This window comes from Pseudomonas sp. HP_12 (genome assembly GCF_055283955.1).
On sequence record NZ_JBTOQG010000003.1, the window covers coordinates 150,107 to 171,527 of the forward strand.

General features: G+C 54.9%; 15 protein-coding genes and 3 pseudogenes. 10 read left to right on the forward strand and 8 right to left on the reverse strand.

All coding sequences use genetic code 11. The features are described 5' to 3' along the window. Positions 1 to 271 precede the first annotated feature (271 nt). Together ACYASU_RS04215 and ACYASU_RS04220 are read left to right on the forward strand one after the other, a co-directional pair. Positions 272 to 760, forward strand: coding sequence for a DUF3015 domain-containing protein (locus ACYASU_RS04215; protein ID WP_122535346.1), 489 nt, complete (start codon positions 272 to 274; stop codon positions 758 to 760). Positions 761 to 832: 72 nt separating this feature from the next. Beyond that, on the forward strand, positions 833 to 2,692 hold the full coding sequence (locus tag ACYASU_RS04220; RefSeq protein WP_463582033.1) for an Lnb N-terminal periplasmic domain-containing protein: 1,860 nt from the start codon (positions 833 to 835) through the stop codon (positions 2,690 to 2,692). A gap of 117 nt (positions 2,693 to 2,809) precedes the next feature. On the opposite strand, the gene ACYASU_RS04225 is transcribed toward ACYASU_RS04220, so the two are convergent. Continuing rightward, complete coding sequence (locus tag ACYASU_RS04225) at positions 2,810 to 3,007, reverse strand: heavy-metal-associated domain-containing protein (RefSeq protein WP_463582034.1); 198 nt, start codon at positions 3,005 to 3,007, stop codon at positions 2,810 to 2,812. A gap of 155 nt (positions 3,008 to 3,162) precedes the next feature. Here ACYASU_RS04225 and ACYASU_RS04230 point away from each other — a divergent pair, with 155 nt between their 5' ends. Then, positions 3,163 to 3,543, forward strand: coding sequence for a hypothetical protein (locus tag ACYASU_RS04230; RefSeq protein WP_192173408.1), 381 nt, complete (start codon positions 3,163 to 3,165; stop codon positions 3,541 to 3,543). A 46-nt stretch (positions 3,544 to 3,589) separates the two neighbouring features. Here ACYASU_RS04230 and ACYASU_RS04235 read toward each other — a convergent pair whose 3' ends face one another. Both ACYASU_RS04235 and ACYASU_RS04240 read right to left on the reverse strand, forming a co-directional pair. Further along, positions 3,590 to 4,483, reverse strand: coding sequence for a PA4780 family RIO1-like protein kinase (locus ACYASU_RS04235; RefSeq protein ID WP_192173412.1), 894 nt, complete (start codon positions 4,481 to 4,483; stop codon positions 3,590 to 3,592). 233 nt (positions 4,484 to 4,716) lie between these two features. Then, a complete protein-coding gene (locus ACYASU_RS04240) occupies positions 4,717 to 5,523 on the reverse strand; it encodes an AraC family transcriptional regulator (RefSeq protein ID WP_463582035.1) in 807 nt (268 codons plus the stop codon). 330 nt (positions 5,524 to 5,853) lie between these two features. On the opposite strand from ACYASU_RS04240, the gene ACYASU_RS04245 reads away from it, so the two are divergent. Next, complete coding sequence (locus ACYASU_RS04245) at positions 5,854 to 7,017, forward strand: hypothetical protein (RefSeq protein ID WP_463582036.1); 1,164 nt, start codon at positions 5,854 to 5,856, stop codon at positions 7,015 to 7,017. A gap of 241 nt (positions 7,018 to 7,258) precedes the next feature. Here ACYASU_RS04245 and ACYASU_RS04250 read toward each other — a convergent pair. After that, a pseudogene (locus ACYASU_RS04250) lies at positions 7,259 to 7,627 on the reverse strand (AraC family ligand binding domain-containing protein); the annotation flags it as partial. Between the two features lie 324 nt (positions 7,628 to 7,951). Between ACYASU_RS04250 and ACYASU_RS04255 the strand changes: the two are divergent. Beyond that, positions 7,952 to 9,151, forward strand: coding sequence for a hypothetical protein (locus ACYASU_RS04255; protein ID WP_463582037.1), 1,200 nt, complete (start codon positions 7,952 to 7,954; stop codon positions 9,149 to 9,151). Positions 9,152 to 9,327: 176 nt separating this feature from the next. Here ACYASU_RS04255 and ACYASU_RS04260 read toward each other — a convergent pair. After that, a pseudogene (locus ACYASU_RS04260) lies at positions 9,328 to 9,699 on the reverse strand (AraC family ligand binding domain-containing protein); the annotation flags it as partial. A 330-nt stretch (positions 9,700 to 10,029) separates the two neighbouring features. Here ACYASU_RS04260 and ACYASU_RS04265 point away from each other — a divergent pair. Both ACYASU_RS04265 and ACYASU_RS04270 read left to right on the forward strand, forming a co-directional pair. Beyond that, a complete protein-coding gene (locus ACYASU_RS04265; protein WP_463582038.1) occupies positions 10,030 to 11,196 on the forward strand; it encodes a hypothetical protein in 1,167 nt (388 codons plus the stop codon). Positions 11,197 to 11,506: 310 nt separating this feature from the next. Further along, positions 11,507 to 12,715, forward strand: a complete 1,209-nt coding sequence (locus ACYASU_RS04270) for a hypothetical protein (protein ID WP_463582039.1) — start codon at positions 11,507 to 11,509, stop codon at positions 12,713 to 12,715. Positions 12,716 to 12,800: 85 nt separating this feature from the next. Here the strand turns inward: ACYASU_RS04270 and ACYASU_RS04275 are convergent. Continuing rightward, positions 12,801 to 12,932, reverse strand: a pseudogene (locus tag ACYASU_RS04275) (cupin domain-containing protein); the annotation flags it as partial. Positions 12,933 to 13,182: 250 nt separating this feature from the next. Here ACYASU_RS04275 and ACYASU_RS04280 point away from each other — a divergent pair. The 3 genes from ACYASU_RS04280 to ACYASU_RS04290 all read left to right on the forward strand — a co-directional run bounded on the left by ACYASU_RS04280 (position 13,183) and on the right by ACYASU_RS04290 (position 19,011). Then, positions 13,183 to 15,444, forward strand: coding sequence for a hypothetical protein (locus ACYASU_RS04280; protein ID WP_463582040.1), 2,262 nt, complete (start codon positions 13,183 to 13,185; stop codon positions 15,442 to 15,444). 303 nt (positions 15,445 to 15,747) lie between these two features. Then, positions 15,748 to 17,976, forward strand: a complete 2,229-nt coding sequence (locus tag ACYASU_RS04285; RefSeq protein ID WP_463582041.1) for a hypothetical protein — start codon at positions 15,748 to 15,750, stop codon at positions 17,974 to 17,976. Between the two features lie 309 nt (positions 17,977 to 18,285). After that, positions 18,286 to 19,011: a transposase gene (locus tag ACYASU_RS04290; protein WP_463582042.1), complete on the forward strand. Its 726-nt coding sequence runs from the start codon at positions 18,286 to 18,288 to the stop codon at positions 19,009 to 19,011. Between the two features lie 106 nt (positions 19,012 to 19,117). Here ACYASU_RS04290 and ACYASU_RS04295 read toward each other — a convergent pair whose 3' ends face one another. Both ACYASU_RS04295 and ACYASU_RS04300 read right to left on the reverse strand, forming a co-directional pair. After that, the gene (locus ACYASU_RS04295) at positions 19,118 to 19,921 is read right to left on the reverse strand and encodes an AraC family transcriptional regulator (RefSeq protein ID WP_463582043.1); all 804 of its coding nucleotides are present in this window, start codon (positions 19,919 to 19,921) and stop codon (positions 19,118 to 19,120) included. 143 nt (positions 19,922 to 20,064) lie between these two features. Beyond that, positions 20,065 to 21,342 carry an acetyl-CoA C-acetyltransferase gene (locus ACYASU_RS04300; RefSeq protein WP_463582044.1) on the reverse strand — a complete coding sequence of 426 codons (1,278 nt, stop codon included), beginning with the start codon at positions 21,340 to 21,342 and terminating at the stop codon, positions 20,065 to 20,067. Positions 21,343 to 21,421 lie beyond the last annotated feature (79 nt).

Below are 21,421 nucleotides of genomic sequence, written 5' to 3' on the forward strand. Positions count from 1 at the left end.
TTACATCAGGCGGGGCAGATGGGCGCATTCTGGCGCTCGCCGCACCGCACTGGCAAGGCAAGAACCGCGTGATCGCTTTTCCGTATGAGGAACCGGCCTACACACCCGGCGGAGGCGGATTACGCACAACAATCTGCAATTACTCACGGAACGTTCATATCGTGCCTAAACTCCAACTTGCGCGACCGGTAACAATTTAAATAACCGGTCCGCCCTGGCGCCCTACCGGCCAGGAATCCGACCCTTGGTTGAAACAACAGAGACTAAAGCTATGAAACGGATTCTTCTTGGTACTCTCTTCGCCGCTGTGTCCATCAACGCCATGGCTCAAGCTCCTGGCGGTCCGGACTGCGGCTGGGGCAACATGCTGTTTGAAGGTCAACGCGGCACTCCAGCTCACTTCCTCGCTTCCACCACCAACGGTACTTCGGGCAACGCCACCTTCGGCATGACCTCGGGCACCAACGGTTGCTCGACCAACAGCGCGCTGACCTACGGCGGCAAATCCTGGATTGCCATGAACGGCATGATGGACGAGCTCTCCAAAGACATGGCCATGGGCCAAGGCGAAGCACTGACCACTTACGCGGTCGTGTTGGGCGTTGCACCGGAAGACCGTGCGCATTTCGCCGCAGTCACCCACGAGCACTACCAGCAGATCTTCACCAAGGCCGACGCCACTGCTGAAGATGTTCACACCAACACCATCGACGTCCTGAAGAACGATCCGACTCTGGCTAAATACGCAACCCAAGCTTAAAGTCGTGCCGCCTGCCTTCCTCCCCGGAAGGCAGGTTCTCCGCCCTGCCCACTTCTGACTAGTTGCCAATCTATGCTCAAACGCCTTGCCTGGCTGGTGCTCTGTGTCTGCGCCCCGCTGTCCGCCGCGCCCCACGTCGACAATGATCGTTTGCAGCAACTGGCCAATTCCAGGTTCTGGATCTCCATTGGTCACTACGAAGCCGGCAAGCTGGGTGGCTGGCGCAGTTATGTCGATGACCCGAAGTTTTTCCTCGCCCAGAACGGCGCCCATGATCCCAAAGCCGAGCTGGCCGCGACGCTTGAGGCGATCTACCGTCCTGTCACTCAAGGCCAGGAAAACGTCCACCCGCAATGCGTCTACCCCTCCCGCACGCGCTTTTTGCGTGACGAATTGAAGCTGACCGATTTGCCTGCGGTCGACTGCAAAGAATTCAACAAATGGTTTTCCGATGTGGCCCCGGACAGCACGGTGCTGATTTTCCCGGCGGCGTACCTCAACAGCCCGTCGTCCATGTTCGGCCACACGCTGCTGCGCATCGATCAGGCCGACGTGCAGGCGAATAAGACCGCTTTGCTCAGCTACGCGATCAATTTCGGCGCCTACATCGAGGGCTCCGACAACAGCATTTTGTACGCATGGAAAGGCCTGGCGGGCGGCTACCCCGGGCTGTTCGCGCTGGTACCGTATCAGGAAAAGCTCTCCGAATATCGCAGCCTTGAAAACCGCGACCTGTGGGAATACCGCCTCAATCTGACGCCGGAAGAAACCCGGCGCATGGTCGAGCACGTGTGGGAACTCAAACAGATTCGCTTTGGGTATTTCTTCTTCGACGAGAACTGCTCCTATCGCCTGCTTGAGCTGCTTCAAGTGGCCCGCCCGAGCCTGGACCTGACGCCGCAGTTTCGTCTGACGGCGATTCCCACGGACACCGTGCGCGCGGTGAAGGAAGCGGGTCTGGTCGAGAAGATCGACTATCGCCCGTCCAGGGAGCGCGAACTGCTGAGCCGCGCCGAGCCGTTGAACCACGACGAGCAACAATGGGTGTTGAAAGTCAGTGCGGACCAGAAGCAAATGCAGAGCCCCGAATACATCGCGCTGCCGAAGGAACGTCGCGCGTTGATTCAGGACGCGGCCTACAGGCTGGAGCGGTATCGCGCCAACGGTCAGGAGCGAGACCCTACCAGCGCGCAACGCAGCTATGACTTGCTGCGCGCAATCAGCACCAATCCGCCGCCTGCGCTGGAGATTGCACGCCCGGGGCTGCCGGAAGACGGGCATGAGTCGCGCACGTGGCAACTGGGTGCGGGCACGCGGGATGACAAGGCGTTCGCCGAATACGGCCTGCGCATGGCGTATCACGATTTGAACGACAACGCGTACGGCTTCCCGCTGGGCGCGCAGATCGAGATTCTGCAGCTCAAGCTGCGCCAATATGAAGACAGTCACTGGCAGGTGCAGCGGCTCGATCTGGCGACCATCCGCTCGCTGACACCGCGCAACGAGCTGCTGCAGCCTTGGTCGTGGCAAGTGGCGGGCGGCCTTGAGCGGGTGCTGGGCAAGCACGGCGACGAGAATCTGGTCAGCCACGTCAACGGTGGCGCAGGTGGTACGTGGAAGTTGGGGGATGACGTGCTGGGCTTCGCATTGGGCACCGTACGGGTTGAGCACAATAACGATTTCTCGGCGCTGGTTTCGCCGGCGGCGGGCTTCAATACCGGCGTGCTGTGGCGTAATCCGCTGGGTAACTTCAGCCTGGAAACCAAGGGCGATTACTTCACCAACGGCGAAGTGCGGCGCAACATCAGCCTCAACCAGCAGTGGGAGCTGTCGCGCAACCTTGGCCTACGGCTGAGTGCGCAGCGGGATTTTAGCCAGCTGACCTCGCCGGTGAATGAAGTGATGCTGGAGCTGAAGTGGTATCACTATTGAGTGGCAGGCGCCTGAATTATTCACTGTGATGCCTGACGCCTTCCCGGCTGAAGCAGGTCCTACGATGCGCGCGACGGTTGTGTAGGACTGGCTTTAGCCGGTAAGAGGCCAGCCCTGCTATGTGCGCGTCGTGGCGTAACCCTCTTCTTCGATCAATTCCACAATCTGCTCGGCGCCAAGCTGGCTCTGGACTTTCACCTCGCCTTTCGCCAGATCAACCTGCACCTGCGCCTTAGGGTCTTGCCCCTGAATGGCGCCAGTAACGGCGCGCACGCAATGCGCGCAGGTCATGCCTTGAACGTTGAATACCTGCATGTGCTAACTCCTCTTCTCATCGAAAACACGGGATGGCGCCATCTAAGACCTTCCCGTCGGGGCAAGGTCAAGTTTTCGGGGGATCTGCCGGGCTGGCATTCATCTGCACTCTGCGCCAGAGTGCGCCTACAACCGTCATATCAGGAGAATCAGCCATGCGCTGGTCAGCCTTTCGTATTGCAGGTTTCGCCGGCCTGTTGGCGTGCGCATCCTGGGCCCATGCCGATCAGGACTACGGCGTGCTGATCATTTCCCGCGAGCGCCTGGAGGTTTCCACCTCCTGCGAAATCGGAATCTTCATGCAGGACCAACTGGTCGGCCGTCTGTACCAGGAGGAGTCGCGCTCATTCAATCTGCCTGCAGGCGACGTGTCGGTGCGCTTGCGTGTGCTCCCGGGTCAGACGCCGGGCTGCTCGCCAGGCATCGAAGCGCAGAACAACACGCGTCTGCACATCAATGCGGGTGACGTTTTGAAATACCGCATCGCGTCGGGTCCGAACGGGATGTACTTGAAGAAGGCGGATTTGAATTACTAGCCGCCAATGAAAAAACCCGGCCTGAGCCGGGTTTTTTCTGGGTCGATTACTGCATCCAGGGCGGAGGCGGCTCTTCGGTTTTGTTCGGCGGCGCATCGTCCGCCGTTCTCGCGGCCTGGCGTCTTGCATCATCCAGTCGCGCCGCTTCAATCTCGCGCAAAACACTGCCGACGTCGGCAATCTCGTCCGGATCAGCGAATTCGCCCGTCAGCACGGTCGCTGGGGACAACGTGCCCGCTTCGAAGTGGGACCACATCTCCCGTGCGTAGCGCGTCTGCTTCAGCTCCGGCGCGAAGCGGCCGAAGTAGGACGCCATGTTGCCGACGTCGCGCTCCAGCATGGTAAACGCATGGTTGTTGCCCGCCGCATCCACCGCTTGCGGCAAGTCGATAATGACCGGCCCCGTGGGCGTGAGCAGCACATTGAACTCGGACAGGTCACCATGCACCAGACCGGTACACAACATCAGCACGATCTGCTGAATCAGGAACGCGTGGTATTCGCGCGCCTGATCCGGCTCAAGCGTCACGTCATTCAGACGCGGCGCGGCATCACCGTATTCATCGGCGATCAGCTCCATGAGCAGTACGCCCTCAAGGAAGTCGTACGGCTTGGGCACTCGCACGCCGGCGCCTGCCAGACGGAACAGAGCCGCGACTTCGGCGTTCTGCCACGCGTCTTCGGTTTCCTTGCGGCCGAACTTCGAACCCTTGGCCATGGCGCGGGCCTGGCGGCTGTTGCGGACCTTGCGGCCTTCCTGGTATTCCGCTGCCTGACGGAAACTACGTTTGTTGGCCTCCTTGTAAACCTTGGCACACCGCAGCTCATTGCCACAGCGCACCACATAAACAGCTGCCTCTTTACCGCTCATGAGCGGGCGCAGCACCTCGTCCACCAGACCGTCTTCGATCAGGGGTTCAATGCGTTTAGGAGTCTTCATCAGCTTTTATTGGGGGTCCTTCGTTGCCAAACACGCGATTGTTGCTCGTTATACGGCAATCCTCTGCCAGCGAGTAGGGGGTCAGGTCGATTGACTGTATGCCAGCTGTCTCACGATATCCCTAACACTTCGCCAAGCAGCATTCGTGCCGACGCATATCTACACCGCTTGATAGCCTCTACCACCGCGCTTGTCGACGAGCGACTGCAGCGCTACCACGCAAGCTTCGCTCATCATCCGCGAAACAGTTCGCCAGGTGTCCTCCCGAACAGCCCTTTGAAAGCAGCAATAAAAGCCGACGTCGAATCGTAACCGCAGTTGAGCGCCGTGCTCGTAACGCTCACCCCTCCCTCCAACGCATTGAGTGACGACAGCAAGCGTGCCCTCTGCCGCCAACCCCGAAAGCTCAAGCCCGTTTCGCGCTGAAACAATCGTGTGAGCGTCTTTTCCGACATGTTCAAACGCGTCGCCCAGTGATTCAGGGTGACCGCTTGATCCGGTGTTTCGATCAGTTCACCACACAGTCCCAGCAAGCGTGGATGACGAGGCAGCGGGAGCGAGAAACCCACCTCGGGCAAATTCGCCAGCTGGTCGAGCAATACCTGAACAAGGCGGGACTCGGCGCTATCCAGCTCCGGGTAATCCGCTGGCAACTGACAAAACGCCTTTATCAACTCCCTGGCGAGTGGCGTGACTTCGAGCACCCGGCAACGATCTGGCGCCCAATCGCAATCCTCTTTGCGCACGTACAGGCTGCGCATCTCGGCCCGGGTCGACGTGACAACTTCATGATCGAGCCCGGCGGGAATCCACACGCCCCACTGCGGCGGCGCAAAGAAACTGCCGTGGGGTGTATGCACGCCGAGCACGCCGCTGATGGCGTAGGAAAACTGCACCCAGTCGTGGCGGTGAGTCGGTGTCCAGGAACCTGCGCCAAGGCTTTCGGCGCGGGCGTAGAGCGGACGCGAAAGGCCTTCAAGCGAAGGGACTTGTCGCTCGGTCTCGGGGTTTCGTGGGGAGATGTGTCCGGTGGTGGGCATGGACTGGCCTGCTGTAAGAGGCTGCAGTTTACGCGTTTGCTGCTAATGGGAACCCGCAGGGCTGATTGAGTGCGGCGTTCAGGGCTTAGATGGATTTTTCATTACGCACGGCTCGTTTAGCGATTAGCTGCCTATGTCCCCTGTTGTCGGGCGCGTGCGTCGCCTCCGTGATTTGTGCACTGTCATTTGTGACAGCAGACAGATGCTTGTCCGACGCAGATGATTGTCCTGCACCAGAGATTAGAACGTCCTTGCGGTCAGCCCTCAACCAGCCTTCAAGTTTCGACGGGGTGAACATGTGCAAGGGGATCCCCTTCAAGGAGGCGTCTCATGTCTAAACACAACAAAGCGGTGAACTCGCCAATGGGCCAACCCATTAGTCCGCAGCGGCAAAACCCGATCTACCCAAAACCTACCGTTCCCGTAGCGCTTGGCGAATTTCTGTCGCCGAAGCAAGTGACCGCTGCGGGTTTGGAAGTGGTGGTGACTTACCCATCCATAAAAAAAGGGGATGTGATCGCACTGACGTTTAATGACGTTGATACTTTCGTACCGATAGTGGTGGGGAACCAGACTTCTGTTTCTTTCTGGGTTTCGGTGCCGCACATCATCAGGGCGCTTGAAACAACCGTCGACATTCACTACACGCTCAGCGGTCAGAGCGGTGGACAACGATCAGACATCTTTCAGCTGACAGTGCTGCCTTTCATGAAAGGAGATTTAGAAATGGCTAATGTTATTGAAGCAACCGAAGGTGCTACCGGGGTACTGGACTTGCTAACTTTTGAAGGCGATGCGCATATTCTTGTTAAACCTTGGTGGTGCATTAGCGAGGGTCAAACCGTCTGGTTAAATATGGTAAGCGCGACTGAAAACCTGCCGATCCTCACTGCTTATCCGGTGACGCTGGCCGAAACCGAAACCGAACAAGGTATCAGCAGGACGCTTCCCAGGGTGAAACTCGATGAAATCCGTGAAGACGGCAAAATAACCTTTCCTATGAAAATTAATTTCAATGAGACAGACTCTGAAAATGATGCGCATAACTTCCCCACTCTGGAATTAAGCGTTGTCAATTCCGCGATCGGTGGAGGCGAGCAAGTCGAAGACTTTAGTGATTATAGCTTAGGCGAACTACCCATCCCCTTTATCAACAAGCGAAAGCAACTTTATTTCACCGGGACCAAGTTAGAAATTCAGGCGCGTTCAGATACAGAAGGACAGGAACTGCGAGTAGCTTTTAACCTTAACTACGGAGCAGTCCTACACCTCACAGAACCATGTTCACAAATAAAATTTCAAGCAGGCTCGCGACTGCGATTCAGTGCCCTCGCCCACTATGACGATGGAGGCCAGCAGGTACACGAGCACCCAGGTGGCTCGTCGAGATATGAAAATATATTCACTCGAAAAAACGCGAAGATACTTGGAATCGAATTTTCTACACGAGAAAACAACACACTCTTTCTGGATGACATATGGCTGTATAAATAAATACGAAGTAGAAAAGAAGCGGGGGCTGGCTTATCGGCAACCCTGGCCCGGGCCGTTGACACTGACGCTGCGCGCCAGGCCGCCTAACGAAAACGCTTGGGCAACACCACTAAGTTGTTTTTGGGATGACGGGCTGGTCCAGATCTACAAAATGGACCAGACCACCATTCTTAGGGGCTGGCTTTAGAGAAAAAAGGGGTCTTAAAAAAGGTAAAAAAGGGGTCTGATTTATTTACATTTTCAACTCCCTGCCCAGTGGCGTGACTTCGAGCACCCGGCAACGATCTGGCGCCCAATCGCAATCATCCTTGCGCACGTACAGGCTGCGCATCTCGGCCCGGGTCGACGTGACAACTTCATGATCGAGCCCGGCCGGAATCCACACGCCCCACTGCGGCGGCGCAAAGAAACTGCCGTGGGGTGTATGCACGCCGAGCACGCCGCTGATGGCGTAGGAAAACTGCACCCAGTCGTGGCGGTGAGTCGGTGTCCAGGAACCTGCGCCAAGGCTTTCGGCCCGGGCGTAGAGCGGGCGCGAAAGGCCTTCGAGCGAAGGGACTTGTCGCTCGGTCTCGGGGTTTCGCGGGGAGATGTATCCGGTGGTGGGCATGGACTGGCCTGCTGTAAGAGGCTGCAGTTTACGTGTTTGCTGCGAATGGGAACCCGCAGGGCTGATTAAGTGCGGCGTTCAGGGCTTAGATGGATTTTTCATTACGCTTGGCTCGTTTCGCGATTAGCTGCCTATATCACCTGTTTTCGGGCGCATGCGCCGCCTCCGAGGATTGTGCACTGTCATTTGTGACAGCAGACAAACGCTTGCGCCGCGTAGATGATGACCTTGCGTCGATTAATTAAAGCTCACTACCGCCCCAAATCGACGCGCATCTTTTAATGGGCAGCGACCTACCCACGGCTCTCCTCAAGGAAGACTGTCATGTCCAAATTCAAAAATGCGTTACGCCACACAGCGCCACAATCCGGCGAACCGCGGCATCAAGACCCGTTTTACCCTAAGCCCTTAGTCACGTTAGCGACCAATGCAGTATTAGACCCGACGCAGGTAACCCCCGCCGGGCTAGAGATAAAGGTTTCTTACCCGACTATCAAAACTGACGATGTAATCGCGCTAATATTTAACCGTATCGACACATTCGTTCCAATTGAGGTTAGCGATGAAAGAGTTGTTTCTTTCTGGGTATCTGCTCCATACATCGTTCCGGCGCTAGGCGCAACGGTGGAAATCTATTACAGGACTGTCAACAGTGAGGGTGATGTGAATCAGTCGGAAGTATTGCAGCTTACTGTGCTGCCATTCGTGGACGGGGATTTGAAAATGGCAAAAGTTAAACAAGCATCAGATGGCGCGCCGGGTGAGTTAGATCTCTCTAAATTTGCCGGTGATGCAGATATTTCCATCGAGCCATGGCCACTCATTGCTGCAAAACAACGTGTATGGCTCGACATGGTAAGCAACAAAGGCACCTCGAACATTCTTGAAAGCTATTCGGTAACAACCGCAGACGTCTCCGCGGGAATTACACGCGGCATCAGCAGGACTGAACTCCTGGAGATTGCAAATAATAGCGAATTTACGTTTCCGCTGAAGGTGCAGTTTGATGGAACCGATACAGTCGTGGGTGCAAAGGACTTTTCGACTCTGAAGCTGCGCCTCTTGGGCACGGCAGGGGGAACCGAGTACACGTTGAATTTCAACGACCTCGTACCGCGAGTACTTGACGACGACCTAAACACTTTGAACATGAAAGTTGGGTTTGCCACAATACCCCGTCATCCAAATGAGATCGCTAGTGAAAACGGATCCATCTATTTAAAAATGCACACCACTAAGAATGACGGCTTAGTAATTATTACATTCAACCGTGGAATTATCCCTTCTTACGTATCATTTGACCTAGCAGTGACTGATGGGGCGTGCGTAGTCCGTTGTTACAATGACTCCGACATGATCTCCCAAGAGCGTGGGGTGTCAGATTTCAAAACCATGAGATTTGACGCACCCGGTATAAAAGAACTGCGATTTTATGCCATTAATACCACACCCATGGCAACTGAATTTCTTTTAGATAATTTCAGATTTAACGACACGAATGGAACTCTATCCCTACAGCCGTGACACTTCTTGCAAACTTCGGGTTATTTCTGGGTGCTCAACATATCGGATATCCCGGAACCCGGTCGGTAGCGGCAATCACAAGGACAGGATTATGACTGAACCAGATGGTCAGCACTCTTGCAAACCTTCCAGTGCGCCTGGACCTTCGCGTAATGTAAAAAGGGTCGGATTCAAACTATCAACTCCCTGGGGAGTGGCGTGACTTCGAGCACCCGGCAGCGATCTGGCGCCCAATCGCAATCCTCTTTGCGCACGTACAGGCTGCGCATCTCGGCCCTGGTCGACGTGACAACTTGATGCTCCAGCCCGGCGGGAATCCACACGCCCCATTGCGGCGGCGCGAAGAAACTGCCGTGGGGTGTGTGCACGCCGAGCACGCCGCTGATGGCGTAGGAAAACTGCACCCAGTCGTGGCAATGGGTCGGCATCCATGAACCTGCGCCGAGGCTTTCGGCGCGGGCGTAGAGCGGACGCGAAAGGCCTTCGAGCGAAGGGACTTGTCGCTCGGTCTCGGGGTTTTGCGGGGAGATGTGTCCGGTGGTAGGCATGGACTGGCCTGCTGTAAGAGGCTGCAGTTTACGCGTTTGCTGCGAATGGGAACCCGCAGGGCTGATTAAGTGCGGAGTTGAGGGCTTAGATGGATTTTTCATTACGCACGGCTCGTTTCGCGATTAGCTGCCTATGTCCCCTGTTGTCGGGCGCGTGCGTCGCCTCCGTGATTTGTGCACTGTCATTTGTGACAGCAGACAGATGCTTGTCCGACGCAGATGATTGTCCTGCACCAGAGATTAGAACGTCCTTGCGGTCAGCCCTCAACCAGCCTTCAAGTTTCGACGGGGTGAACATGTGCAAGGGGATCCCCTTCAAGGAGGCGTCTCATGTCTAAACACAACAAAGCGGTGAACTCGCCAATGGGCCAACCCATTAGTCCGCAGCGGCAAAACCCGATCTACCCAAAACCTACCGTTCCCGTAGCGCTTGGCGAATTTCTGTCGCCGAAGCAAGTGACCGCTGCGGGTTTGGAAGTGGTGGTGACTTACCCATCCATAAAAAAAGGGGATGTGATCGCACTGACGTTTAATGACGTCGATACTTTCGTACCGATAGAGGTGGAGAACCAGACTTCTGTTTCTTTCTGGGTTTCGGTGCAGCACATCATCAAAGCCCTTGGAATAACCGTCGACATTCAATACACGCTTAGCGGTGAGAGCGCTGGACAGGAGTCAGACATCTTGCAGCTGAAAGTGCTGCCTTTCATGGAAGGAGACTCATCAATGGCCACTATCACACAAGCCACACCTGGAGTTCTAGATCTGTCGACGTTCACTGGGGATGCAGAAACCAAAATTGCGCCTTGGGCTTTGATGAGTGCAGGACAAAATGTCTGGCTGGATCTTGTATATCAGAAAGACGAAACCACTTGGACAGTCCCCATCATTGCAGGTGATGAGGTAAGGGTTCCAGAAATGACAAGTGGCATCACCCGCTCTATCGCCAGAACCGAACTTATGGCCGTTCCGGATCGAGGTTTGATCAAACTGCCATTGCTGGTGGACCTCAATGGCTCGGGCAATAGAGCCAATGCTATTCCTTTCAAGACAATGGAGGTACTGTTGAGACAGGAAGAGCAGGAAAGCATCGCTCTGAGTGAGAATTTCAATGGGCATGAGCCCGGGGCCAGACCATCGCCTTTTGAGACTGATTACATGACCTTTGTTGGGCAAAATATGAGTATCAGAGGCGTGATCGATCATAGATTTCTAAGAGTGGGTGATAGCATCATCGGCAACTCATTAGATATCGAGCCAATTCAAGAGTGCACCGAAATAGCAATTTCCCTTTGGTCGGACGGACCAAGCACCATAACTTGTTTTTATGATAACGGAAAACAGGAGGTAAAGGAAATATCCCGCAACGATGATTATATAGAATACAAATTTAACCAACACAACATCACAAAAGCCACCATCAAAGGCAGCTCATCGAGCCTTATATACCACATATCAGCTGTCGCTATTCGCACGCGACCCTGTCTTAATTTTTAAGAAGCGTAAGAGAGTAAAGAGATTTGCTTTATCTCATCCGATGACCGGGAAAAGAGGGGTCTGAAAAGAGGGGTCTGATTTATTTAAACCCTTAAATACATCAGCCCCCTCACCTTAAGCTTCAGACCATTTCCTCATAGCGCTAATTTCCATCCGCGATATACGCCGCCAAGCCGTTGCTTCACCGGCTGACTGATCAATAGACCGCGGCCGTACTGTCATTTCTGACAGTAGCCACCACGGCATATCGCGGAGCACTCTGTCACCATGGATGACGCGCCTTCACGCCAACTAGCCAAGGACCGCAGAAATGACCCGGAAAAACGAAGAGCAAGACAAACTACCCGCCAATGAACTGGCTTCAGCGAGTTCCGACACCTCGCCTCCACGCGCAGCCGCCCTGCAAGATCCGGCCTACCCAGCTCCGACGGTAGAGGAAGCCTCGAACAACGTTCTTTCCCCGCTGGATGTACGCCCCGGAGGCATTCATGTGAAGGTGACGTATGAGTCGATGTCACCCTCTGACACGATTGCTCTGAAATTCAACGGTGAAGACACATTCGTGCCGCAAGGCGGCAACGACGAGAAAACCGTTATCTTCACCGTTGGCTCCACCTATGTGGCAAAAGCGCTAGATAAAGACCTAGATAAAGACATTGTGGTGGAGTATGTGATTAGTGGTGGGGATGGACGGATAACCTCGGAATCGTTAACGCTTACAATACTACCCCTCATGGAAGGAGATATGACAATGATTAAGATCCCACAAGCGACAGAGAGCACGCCAGGCAAACTCGATCTGTCGACATTTACTGGCGATGCTGAGTTCATTATCCCCCCGTGGCCACTAATTGATGAAAAACAACTGGTTTGGATGGACATGGAAAGCGAGAGCAGTACGCAACACGTTTTAAAGGAGTACTCAGTGACATCCGATGATGTGGCGGCAGGTGTAACTGGATCGATTAGCAGAGCTGTATTAGAGAATATATTAGTGACCAAACCAGAAGGCACCCTTCTGGAGTTTGCTGCAAAAGTTCAGCTTAAAGACAATGGATCTGCCGATGGCGCACACCCCTTCCCCGCATTGAAATTGCTCCTGCAGCATAATGGCGACGAGAGCGGAGATGTGGTTGAGGGCTTCGAGGCTTATGAATCCGGGGATAAGCCATCACCTTGGGCGGCGCAGGACATGACGTTCACTGGACAAAATATGCGGATTTATAATTCCACCGCAGGTACAGGTAGAGCATTCGCAGTGCTCCTCAAAAAAGGGGAGGAGGAACTATTTGTGAAATTCAAAGGAAGTTTCAGAACAGCAACAGTTGACCTCGCAGCCACTGGAGGCATCGCAATCTTCCGATGCATTTATGGAAACGGGCTAGTCGACGAAAAGCGGGTTAGCCTAGATACATGGAATCGTTTTACATTCTCCCATGATCAAATCAACTCATTCAAAGTTGTAAGCGAAACCGCTTCAGTAAATTTCTCTATGGACAACATAATGCTATACAAGTAAGACCCCAGTACTCGCCGCGCTGATCTACAGCATGGTTTGCCAGCGATAGGCATTAAGATAAAGAGGTCTGATTTATTTAAATTTTCAACTCCCTGCCCAGTGGCGTGACTTCGAGCACCCGGCAACGATCTGGCGCCCAATCGCAATCCTCTTTGCGCACGTACAGGCTGCGCATCTCGGCCCGGGTCGACGTGACAACTTCATGATCGAGCCTGGCCGTACTAAAGGGGTCTGATTTATTTAAACCCTTAAATACATCAGCCCCCTCACCTTAAGCTTCAGACCATTTCCTCATAGCGCTAATTTCCATCCGCGATATACGCCGCCGAGCCGTTGTTTTACCGGCTGGCTGATCAATAGACCGCGGCCGTACTGTCATTTCTGACAGTAGCCACCACGGCGTATCGCGGAGCACTCTGTCTCTATGGATGACGCGCCTTCACGCCAACTAGCCAAGGACCGCAGAAATGACCCAGATAGACGAAGAGCAAGACAAACTACCCGCCAATGAACTGGCTTCAGCGGGTTCCAGCAACTCGGCGTTGAATGCGGCCGCCCTACAAGACCCAAACCTTCCTGCACCCAACGTCCCATTAGCGCCGGGCGGCGTGCTGCTCGAACCAAACCGTGCAGACCCCGACGGCCTCTCTGTAGATGTGACGTACCCCTCCATGAAGGTTACCGACATGATTGGCCTGAAATTCAACGGCGAGGACACTCTTGAGCCGCAAAAGGGCAACGCCGAATTGAAAGTAACCTTCCTGGTGCCTAAGGAATATGTTGCGAAGACTGTGGGCAAAACCGTGAAGGTTTTCTATACCGTCACAACGAATGCCGGCGCGGTTAACTCACAGACGCTCGATCTGGACGTGAAACTGATCCCCCTCGACAAACTACTCGCACCGGAAATCCTTCAGGCAGAAGGGAACGTTCTGGACGTCGGGGAGCTGGAAACTGACGCTGTTATCTACGTAAACCCCTGGCCACTTATCGCGCTTAAACAGAAGATGTGGATGCGACTTAAAGGCTCCGGCAATCTGGACCTGCCCGTTTGGCAAGGGGATGAAACTAGCAGTATTGGCGCGCGACTCGCTATTGGCGCGCAACTCGCTGCAGTTCCGCAGAGTGCCCTGCAAAACCTTACCGACGGTTCACTACTAAACCTGATGATGGAAGTGTCGTTCAATGACGGGCCGCAGCGCCAGCCGTTTCCAATGCGGACTTACCAGATCAAGACCGCGCCGGCATACGCTCTCGGGGCTCTGGAACTGGTTGGCGCAACGGGAGGTGTCATTGACCTGGGCGTTGTCAGCGGCGAGCTGGTGACCGTCCACACCCACGCCTACATAGGGCAAACGGCCGGAGACCGGCTTTTGCTGTCCTGGGCGGGAGTCGCTGCCGACGGTACGCCGATCACCTTTAGCCGCGAATACACCGTGCTGGCGGGTGGTGAAACCGGTGAGGTTCAGTTCGAGGTTCCTCGCGCGAATCTGGAGTCGCTGGGCGGAGGCACGCTGCAGTTGAGTTATCAAATAATCAAGGCGGGTGGGGGTATCCAGAATTCGCCGGTGACGGGGTACCAGGTAAAAGCCCAACCTGCGGCAATCTATCCGGCGCCTACGGTGGATAAAGCACCAAATGGCGTACTGAACCCGATGGACGCACTAACGGGCGCAACCGTGACCGTGAAGTATGACGACATGATGCCCACCGACCAGATCGCATTGATCTGGAATGGAAGCAATGTGGTAGTGCCATGGCAGGAGGTGGGTAGCCAAGACAGGGTCGACTTCAAGATTCCTGTGGATATGCTGGCAGACGTCCTCGGCGAAAGTTTCGATCTTGCTTATCAAGTGATGAGAGGGCCCAAGGTATCTACTTCGCAGGTTTTGCCATTCACGTTGCTAGCAATACCATCCGCCTCCCTGCCAACCCCGGTAGTGCCAGAGGCAAATCAGACCACATCAGTGTTGGATCTGAATGACTTTACTGGCGATGCGCATGTCACCGTTGCACCTTGGCCGTTGATTGCGTTGGGACAGACCGTTTGGTTGACGGTGACCGGTCCGGGCGGCGTGCCGACGATCAATTTGCTGGCGGGTGATGCGATTCAAGCGCCTGAAGTGGGCGGTGGGCTTCACGTGGTGGTTAGCCGGGCGGAGCTAGAGACGTTTGAGGATGGGAGTGAATTCCAAGTAGTGTGTAAGGTGGGATTCGATGGAGTTTTACACGTAACAGACGCCTCACCATTTCCTGCTTTAAACCTTTCCATACGATCCGAGCCGATAATCTTGATGGAAAATTTCGACTCGGTTGGTACCAAATTAATAAGCGGAGGCCAAATACTTGAAATCCCTTCAATGACTATAACCTTGTCGGGACAAGGTAGAGTGGGAACGGCCCACATAAATCATGGCAACACTCATCCAGTTGTGGACAAAATGGAAAAAATTCTGTTTTGGATGAATTATGACCTCGAAGCTCATGGAACAATCCAAATCGCTACGTTGAATTTCAAGCACACTTACTCTCAAATCAGCTTTTGGTACGATGGCGTCGACAGGAAAACAGAAATTACCGCTTATGCCAAAAACGGTAATATTCTGTCAACGCAGCAGTGCGTCATGCGAAAGCTCGAAGAAATGATATTTACTCACGATGATATAGCTTCCATATCCATAACAACCGGCGACTGCATGGTCATAGATTGGTTTCGATTTATCGCGTAACTGATGGGAAAAGTGACTAAAAAAGGGGCTGATTTATTTAAACCGGGGACCGATAAGGGTAAAGGGGTCTGATTTATTTAAATCCTTAAATACATCAGCTCCCTCCCTTAAGGGTTAGACCATTTCCCCATAGTGCTAATTTCCATCCGCGATATACGCCGCCGAGCCGTTGTTTTACCGGCTGGCTGATTAATAGACCGCGGCCGTACTGTCATTTCTGACAGTAGCCACCACGGCATATCACGGAGCACTCTGTCTCCAAGGATGACGCTCCACCACGCCAACTAGCCAAGGACCGCAGAAATGACCCAGATAGACGAAGAGCAAGACAAACTACCCGCCAATGAACTGGCTTCAGCGGGTTCCAGCAACTCGGCGTTGAATGCGGCCGCCCTACAAGACCCAAACCTTCCTGCACCCAACGTCCCATTAGCGCCGGGCGGCGTGCTGCTCGAACCAAACCGTGCAGACCCCGACGGCCTCTCTGTAGATGTGACGTACCCCTCCATGTCGGTTCACGACACGATTGCACTGACCTTCAACGGCGAGAACACTCTTGTCCCGCAGAAGGGCAACGCCGAACTGAAAGTAACCTTCCTGGTGCCTAAGGAATATGTTGCGAAGACTGTGGGCAAAACCGTGCAGGTTTTCTATACCGTCACAACGAATGCTGGCGCGGTAACCTCACAGACTCTCGATCTGGACGTGAAGCTGATCCCCCTAGACAAACTACTCGCACCGAAAATCCTTCAGGCAGAAGGGAACGTTCTGGACGTCGGGGAGCTGGAACTTGACGCTGTTATCTACGTAAATCCCTGGCCACTTATCGCGCTTAAACAGAAGATGTGGATGCGACTCAAAGGCTCCGGCAATCTGGACCTGCCCGTTTGGCAAGGGGATGAAACTAGCAGTATTGGCGCGCAAGTCGCCACGGTTGAGCGGAAAGACCTGCAAAACCTTACCGACGGTTCACAACTAAACCTGATGCTGGAGGTGTCGTTCGATGACGGGCTGCCGCGCCAGCCGTTTCCAATGCAGACTTACCAGATCAAGACCGCGCCGGAATTTGCTCTCGGGGCTCTGGAACTGGTTGGCGCAACGGGAGGTGTCATTGACTTGGGCGTTGTCAGCGGTGATCCGGTGACCGTCCACACCCACGCGTACATAGGGCAAACGGCCGGAGACCGGCTTTTGCTGTCCTGGGCGGGAGTCGCTGCCGACGGTACGCCGATCACCTTTAGCCGCGAATACACCGTGCCGGCGGGTGGTGAAACGGGCGAGGTGCGTTTCGAGGTTCCTCGCGCGAATCTGGAGTCGCTGGGCGGAGGCACGCTGCAGTTGAGTTATCAAATAATCAAGGTGGGTGGGGGTATCCAGAATTCGCCGGTGACTTCTTATAGCGTCACCGCTGTCGCATTGGTACTCCCGGCGCCGGTGATTGTGCAGGCATCAGGCGGCGTGTTGAGTCCAATGGATGTGGAGGCTGGCGCGACCTTCCAGGTGACCTACCCCGGCATGCGCACCACCGACACCATCGTACCCATCTGGAACAATATCTCCGACACCATTCCGTGGATGGATGGCAAACCTGGTGGCGATCCCGCGAATACGGTTGAGTCCAGTGTTCCGGCTGCGCTGATTGGAGCGGTTATCGGCCAGACGATTGAAGTGATGTACGACGTGCTGCGGAAGGAGCAGGGGGAGGATGTGGGGTATTCATCAGATGTTCTCAAATTGTCGGTTGGGTTAATCCCAGCGGACAAGTTGCCCATCCCGCAAATCTCCCAGGCATCAGGCAAGGTACTGGACGTTGGGGCGCTGCAAGGCGATGCCGATCTCACCGTGGATGCCTGGCCATTTATCGCGGTGGGACAAATAATGTGGTTGCGGCTTGAGGGATCCAACAACCCGGATCTACCTGTTTGGCAAGGGTATGAGATCAGCAGTGCGGGCGCGCAAGCTACGACGGTTTCAAAGGATGATTACCTCATTAACCTAACCGATGGCTCGACGTTAAGACTGATACTCGAAGTGTCGTTTGATGGCGGGCTAACGCGCCGGGCGTTTCCAGTGAGAGAATTAAGCGTCAAAAACGTGCCTGAACCCACAGAGCTATTCGAAGACTTTAAATATGAATATATCTCTATGGTTTCGAATATTCCGCAAAAATTTATCGGCATGACGGCGACCTCAGTCAAAGCCTCGGTGAGCGATCAAGGTATGAACGGAGTATTAAAACACTGCTTGTTTGCGCATTTTACTAAGCCCTATAGTTTAGTATTAACACTTACATTTGATCGCCCATGCTCTAATATAAGCTTCATCGACGAACTAGATGGTTATGAGTACGGATATGAGAATTGGAGTATTACCGTCTTCGACACAGAGGGTAAATCGATACGGTCTTGGATCCCTGACAGCAGTACAAATAGAAATATTACTCACCCAGGTATTGCCAGGCTTGAAGTAAGCACCCTTTCAAATCATGATTTAGGTGTAGGCTTTAATGATTTCAAAATGACATTTTTATGACTGATACCGTAAGTGGCAAAGAGGTCTTATTTATTAAAACCGAGAAATTAAGGGGTCTAAATTAAGAAATTAAGGTAAGAATTAAGGGGTCTGATTTATTTATGGTGGTAAAGGGGTCTGGTGGTAAAGGGGTCTGATTTATTTAAATCAGGGACAGATTCATTTACGGTGAAGCGCTGTAAATAAATCAGTCCCCTTCCCTGGCTGCTACTCCGCGCACAAACGTTGCAACCAATCTGCCCACTCCCGCGCAGGTCGCACACATCCATCACGACTACGCTGACCCTTCCATACTACGGAGGATCAGTCATGCCCCGCATTGCTCGCGTCGTGTTGCCAGGTCACCCACATCATATTGTCCAGCGCGGCCATAACCGGCAAACGGTCTTTGCCCATGAGGACGATTTCGCGCGTTACCTGGATGATCTCCGGGAACTGAAGAGCGTTTTTGACGTGAAAGTCTTTGCCTTTTGCCTGATGACCAACCATGTGCACTTATTGCTCGCCCCTTCATGTGCTGAAGGATTGGGAAAATTGATGAAGACGCTTGCGGCCCGCATGACGCGTTATCGAAATAAGCTGGAGGGGCGGTCAGGAACGTTATGGGAGAGTCGTTATAAATCCAGCGTTGTTCAGTCCGATGGTTATTTGCTGGCGTGCAGTCGGTATATCGAACTCAATCCTGTGCGGGCTGGAATGGTTGATCGCGTGGAAGATTATCGATGGTCGAGCTTCGGGTTACGGTTCACCGATAATGTGCAGGATGACTGGCTGGATGTTCATTCCTGTTACGAATCATTGGGGCTGACGCAGCCTGGTCGGCAACAGGCGTATCGGGCGTTTTTTGACGCGCCTGTTGCAGACGGCGAGTTGAGGTTGATTCGGGATGCCCTGCAGAGGGGGCAATTGACCGGGGGAAGGCGGTTTGCCGAGGACGTTGAGCGGGTGCTGGGGCGACGGGTTGAGTGCCGGGGGCGGGGGCGGCCTGCGGTTGATTGGGGATGCTTGAGCAGGGACGGATTAGATCGCGGCTGACGGGGACAGATTAATTTACGGTGAAGCGTTGTAAATAAATCAGTCCCCTTCCTAGTCCCCATCCTAATTGCGGTGAAGCGTTGTAAATAAATTAGTTCCCTTCACGCTAACTGCGGAAGAGTTCGCCAGGGGTGAGCCCGAACAGGCTTTTGAATGCGGCGATAAATGCTGATGTCGAGTCGTAACCGGAGGCCAGTGCCGTACTGGTTACGCTTGCGCCCTCCTCCAGCGCTTTAAGTGAGGACAGTAGGCGGGCGCGTTGTCGCCAGCCACGAAAGCTCAGGCCGGTCTCGCGCTGGAACAGGCGCATCAGGGTTTTTTCGGACATGCTCAGCCGCGCCGCCCACTCGGTCAGGGTGATGAGTTGGTCGGGTTGTTCGATCAGTTCGTTACACAGACCGAGCAAGCGCGTGTGCCTGGGCAGCGGCAGTGAGAAGCCCACCTCCGGCAAGCCCGCCAACTGGTCGAGGAGCACTTGCACCAGGCGCATTTCGGGGCTGTCGGCCTGTGGATATTCCGGCGGCAGTTGGCAGAACGCTTTGATCAACTCCTTTGCCAACGGCTTGACCTCCAGCACACGGCAGCGGTCCGGCGCCCACTCGCAGTCTTCTTTGCGCACATACAGGCTGCGCATCTCGGCGCGCGTTGACGTGACGACTTCATGGTCGAGACCGGCCGGAATCCACACGCCCCACTGCGGTGGCGCGAAGAAACTGCCGTGTGGGGTGTGAACGCCAAGCACGCCGCTGATCGCGTAGGAAAACTGCACCCAGTCGTGGCGGTGCGTGGGGGTCCATGAGCCTTGGCTCAGGCTTTCGGCGCGGGCGTAAAGCGCGCGCGGGAGGGCCTCAAGCGCCGGGATTTGGCGCTGGGTGTCGAGGCTGCGTGAGGGATGTTTGGCAGTTGTCATCGCTGCGAACTAAACGGGTCTGATTTATTTGATTTTCTTGAGACGGGGACAGATTAATTTACGGTGAAGCGTTGTAAATAAATCAGTCCCCTTTAAATACTTTAAATACTTTAAATATAAGTCCCCGTTAAACATTATCAGCATCAGCCCTCGATAATGGCCGTCACGCCTTGGCCACCTGCAGCGCAGATCGATATCAACCCTCGCCCTCCCCCCTTCTTGCTCAGCAGTTTCGCCAGGTTCGCCACAATCCGCCCACCCGTCGCAGCAAACGGATGCCCCGCCGCCAACGAGCTGCCTTTGACGTTGAGTTTGCTGCGATCAATCGACCCCAGCGGCGCATCCAAACCCAACCGCGTTTTGCAGTATTCCGGGTCTTCCCACGCCTTCAACGTACACAACACCTGCGCGGCAAACGCTTCGTGGATTTCGTAGTAATCGAAGTCTTGCAGCGTCAAGCCGTTGCGGGCCAGCAGGCGGGGGACGGCGTAGACCGGGGCCATCAGCAGGCCTTCGTTGCCGCGCACGAAATCCACGGCAGCGGCCTCGCCATCTCGCCAGTAGGCCAGAATCGGCAAGCCCCGCTCATGCGCCCACTCTTCGCTGGCGAGCAACACCAGTGATGCGCCATCAGTCAACGGCGTCGAGTTGCCCGCCGTCAGCGTGCCTTTGGCGCTGCGCTCGTACGCGGGCTTGAGCGAGGCGAGTTTTTCCAGGCTCGCGTCGGTGCGCAGGTTGTTGTCGCGGGTCAGGCCGAGGAACGGCGTGAGCAGGTCGTCCTGCCAGCCCTCCGCGTAAGCAGCGGCCATTTTCTGGTGACTTTCCAGCGTCAGTTGGTCCTGCGCGTCGCGGGGGATGTTCCAGGTCTGCGCCATCAGTTCGCAGTGCTGGCCCATCGACAAACCGGTGCGGGGTTCGCCGTTGCGCGGCAGCTCCGGCTTGAGGTTGTGCAGGCGCAATTGCGTCAGCGCCTTGAGTTTGTCAGCCGTGGTTTTGCTGCGATTGACCTGCAACAGGATCTGCCGCAGGTCTTCGTTGACGCCGATGGGCGCGTCTGAGGTGGTGTCGACGCCGCCGGCAATGCCGCACTCGATCTGGCCGAGGGCGATTTTGTTTGCCACCAGCAGCGCCGCTTCGAGCCCGGTGCCGCAAGCCTGTTGAATGTCGTAGGCCGGCGTTTGTGGCGACAGCCTTGAGCCGAGCACGCATTCGCGGGTGAGGTTGAAATCACGGGAATGCTTGAGGACCGCGCCGGCAGCGACTTCGCCCATGCGCAGGCCATGCAGGTTGAAGCGCTCGATCAGACCCTCCAGCGCAGCGGTCAGCATGTCCTGATTGCTGGCGGTGGCATACGCGCCGTTGGAGCGTGCGAACGGAATGCGATTACCGCCGACAATGGCCACGCGTCGTGTCTGAATCATCGAAATCTCCTTTCTCTTTTTTGGATCTTGCGGGCATCGGTTGCGGAAGCACGACCGCAGCAGGCCTGGCGCTTTTGTG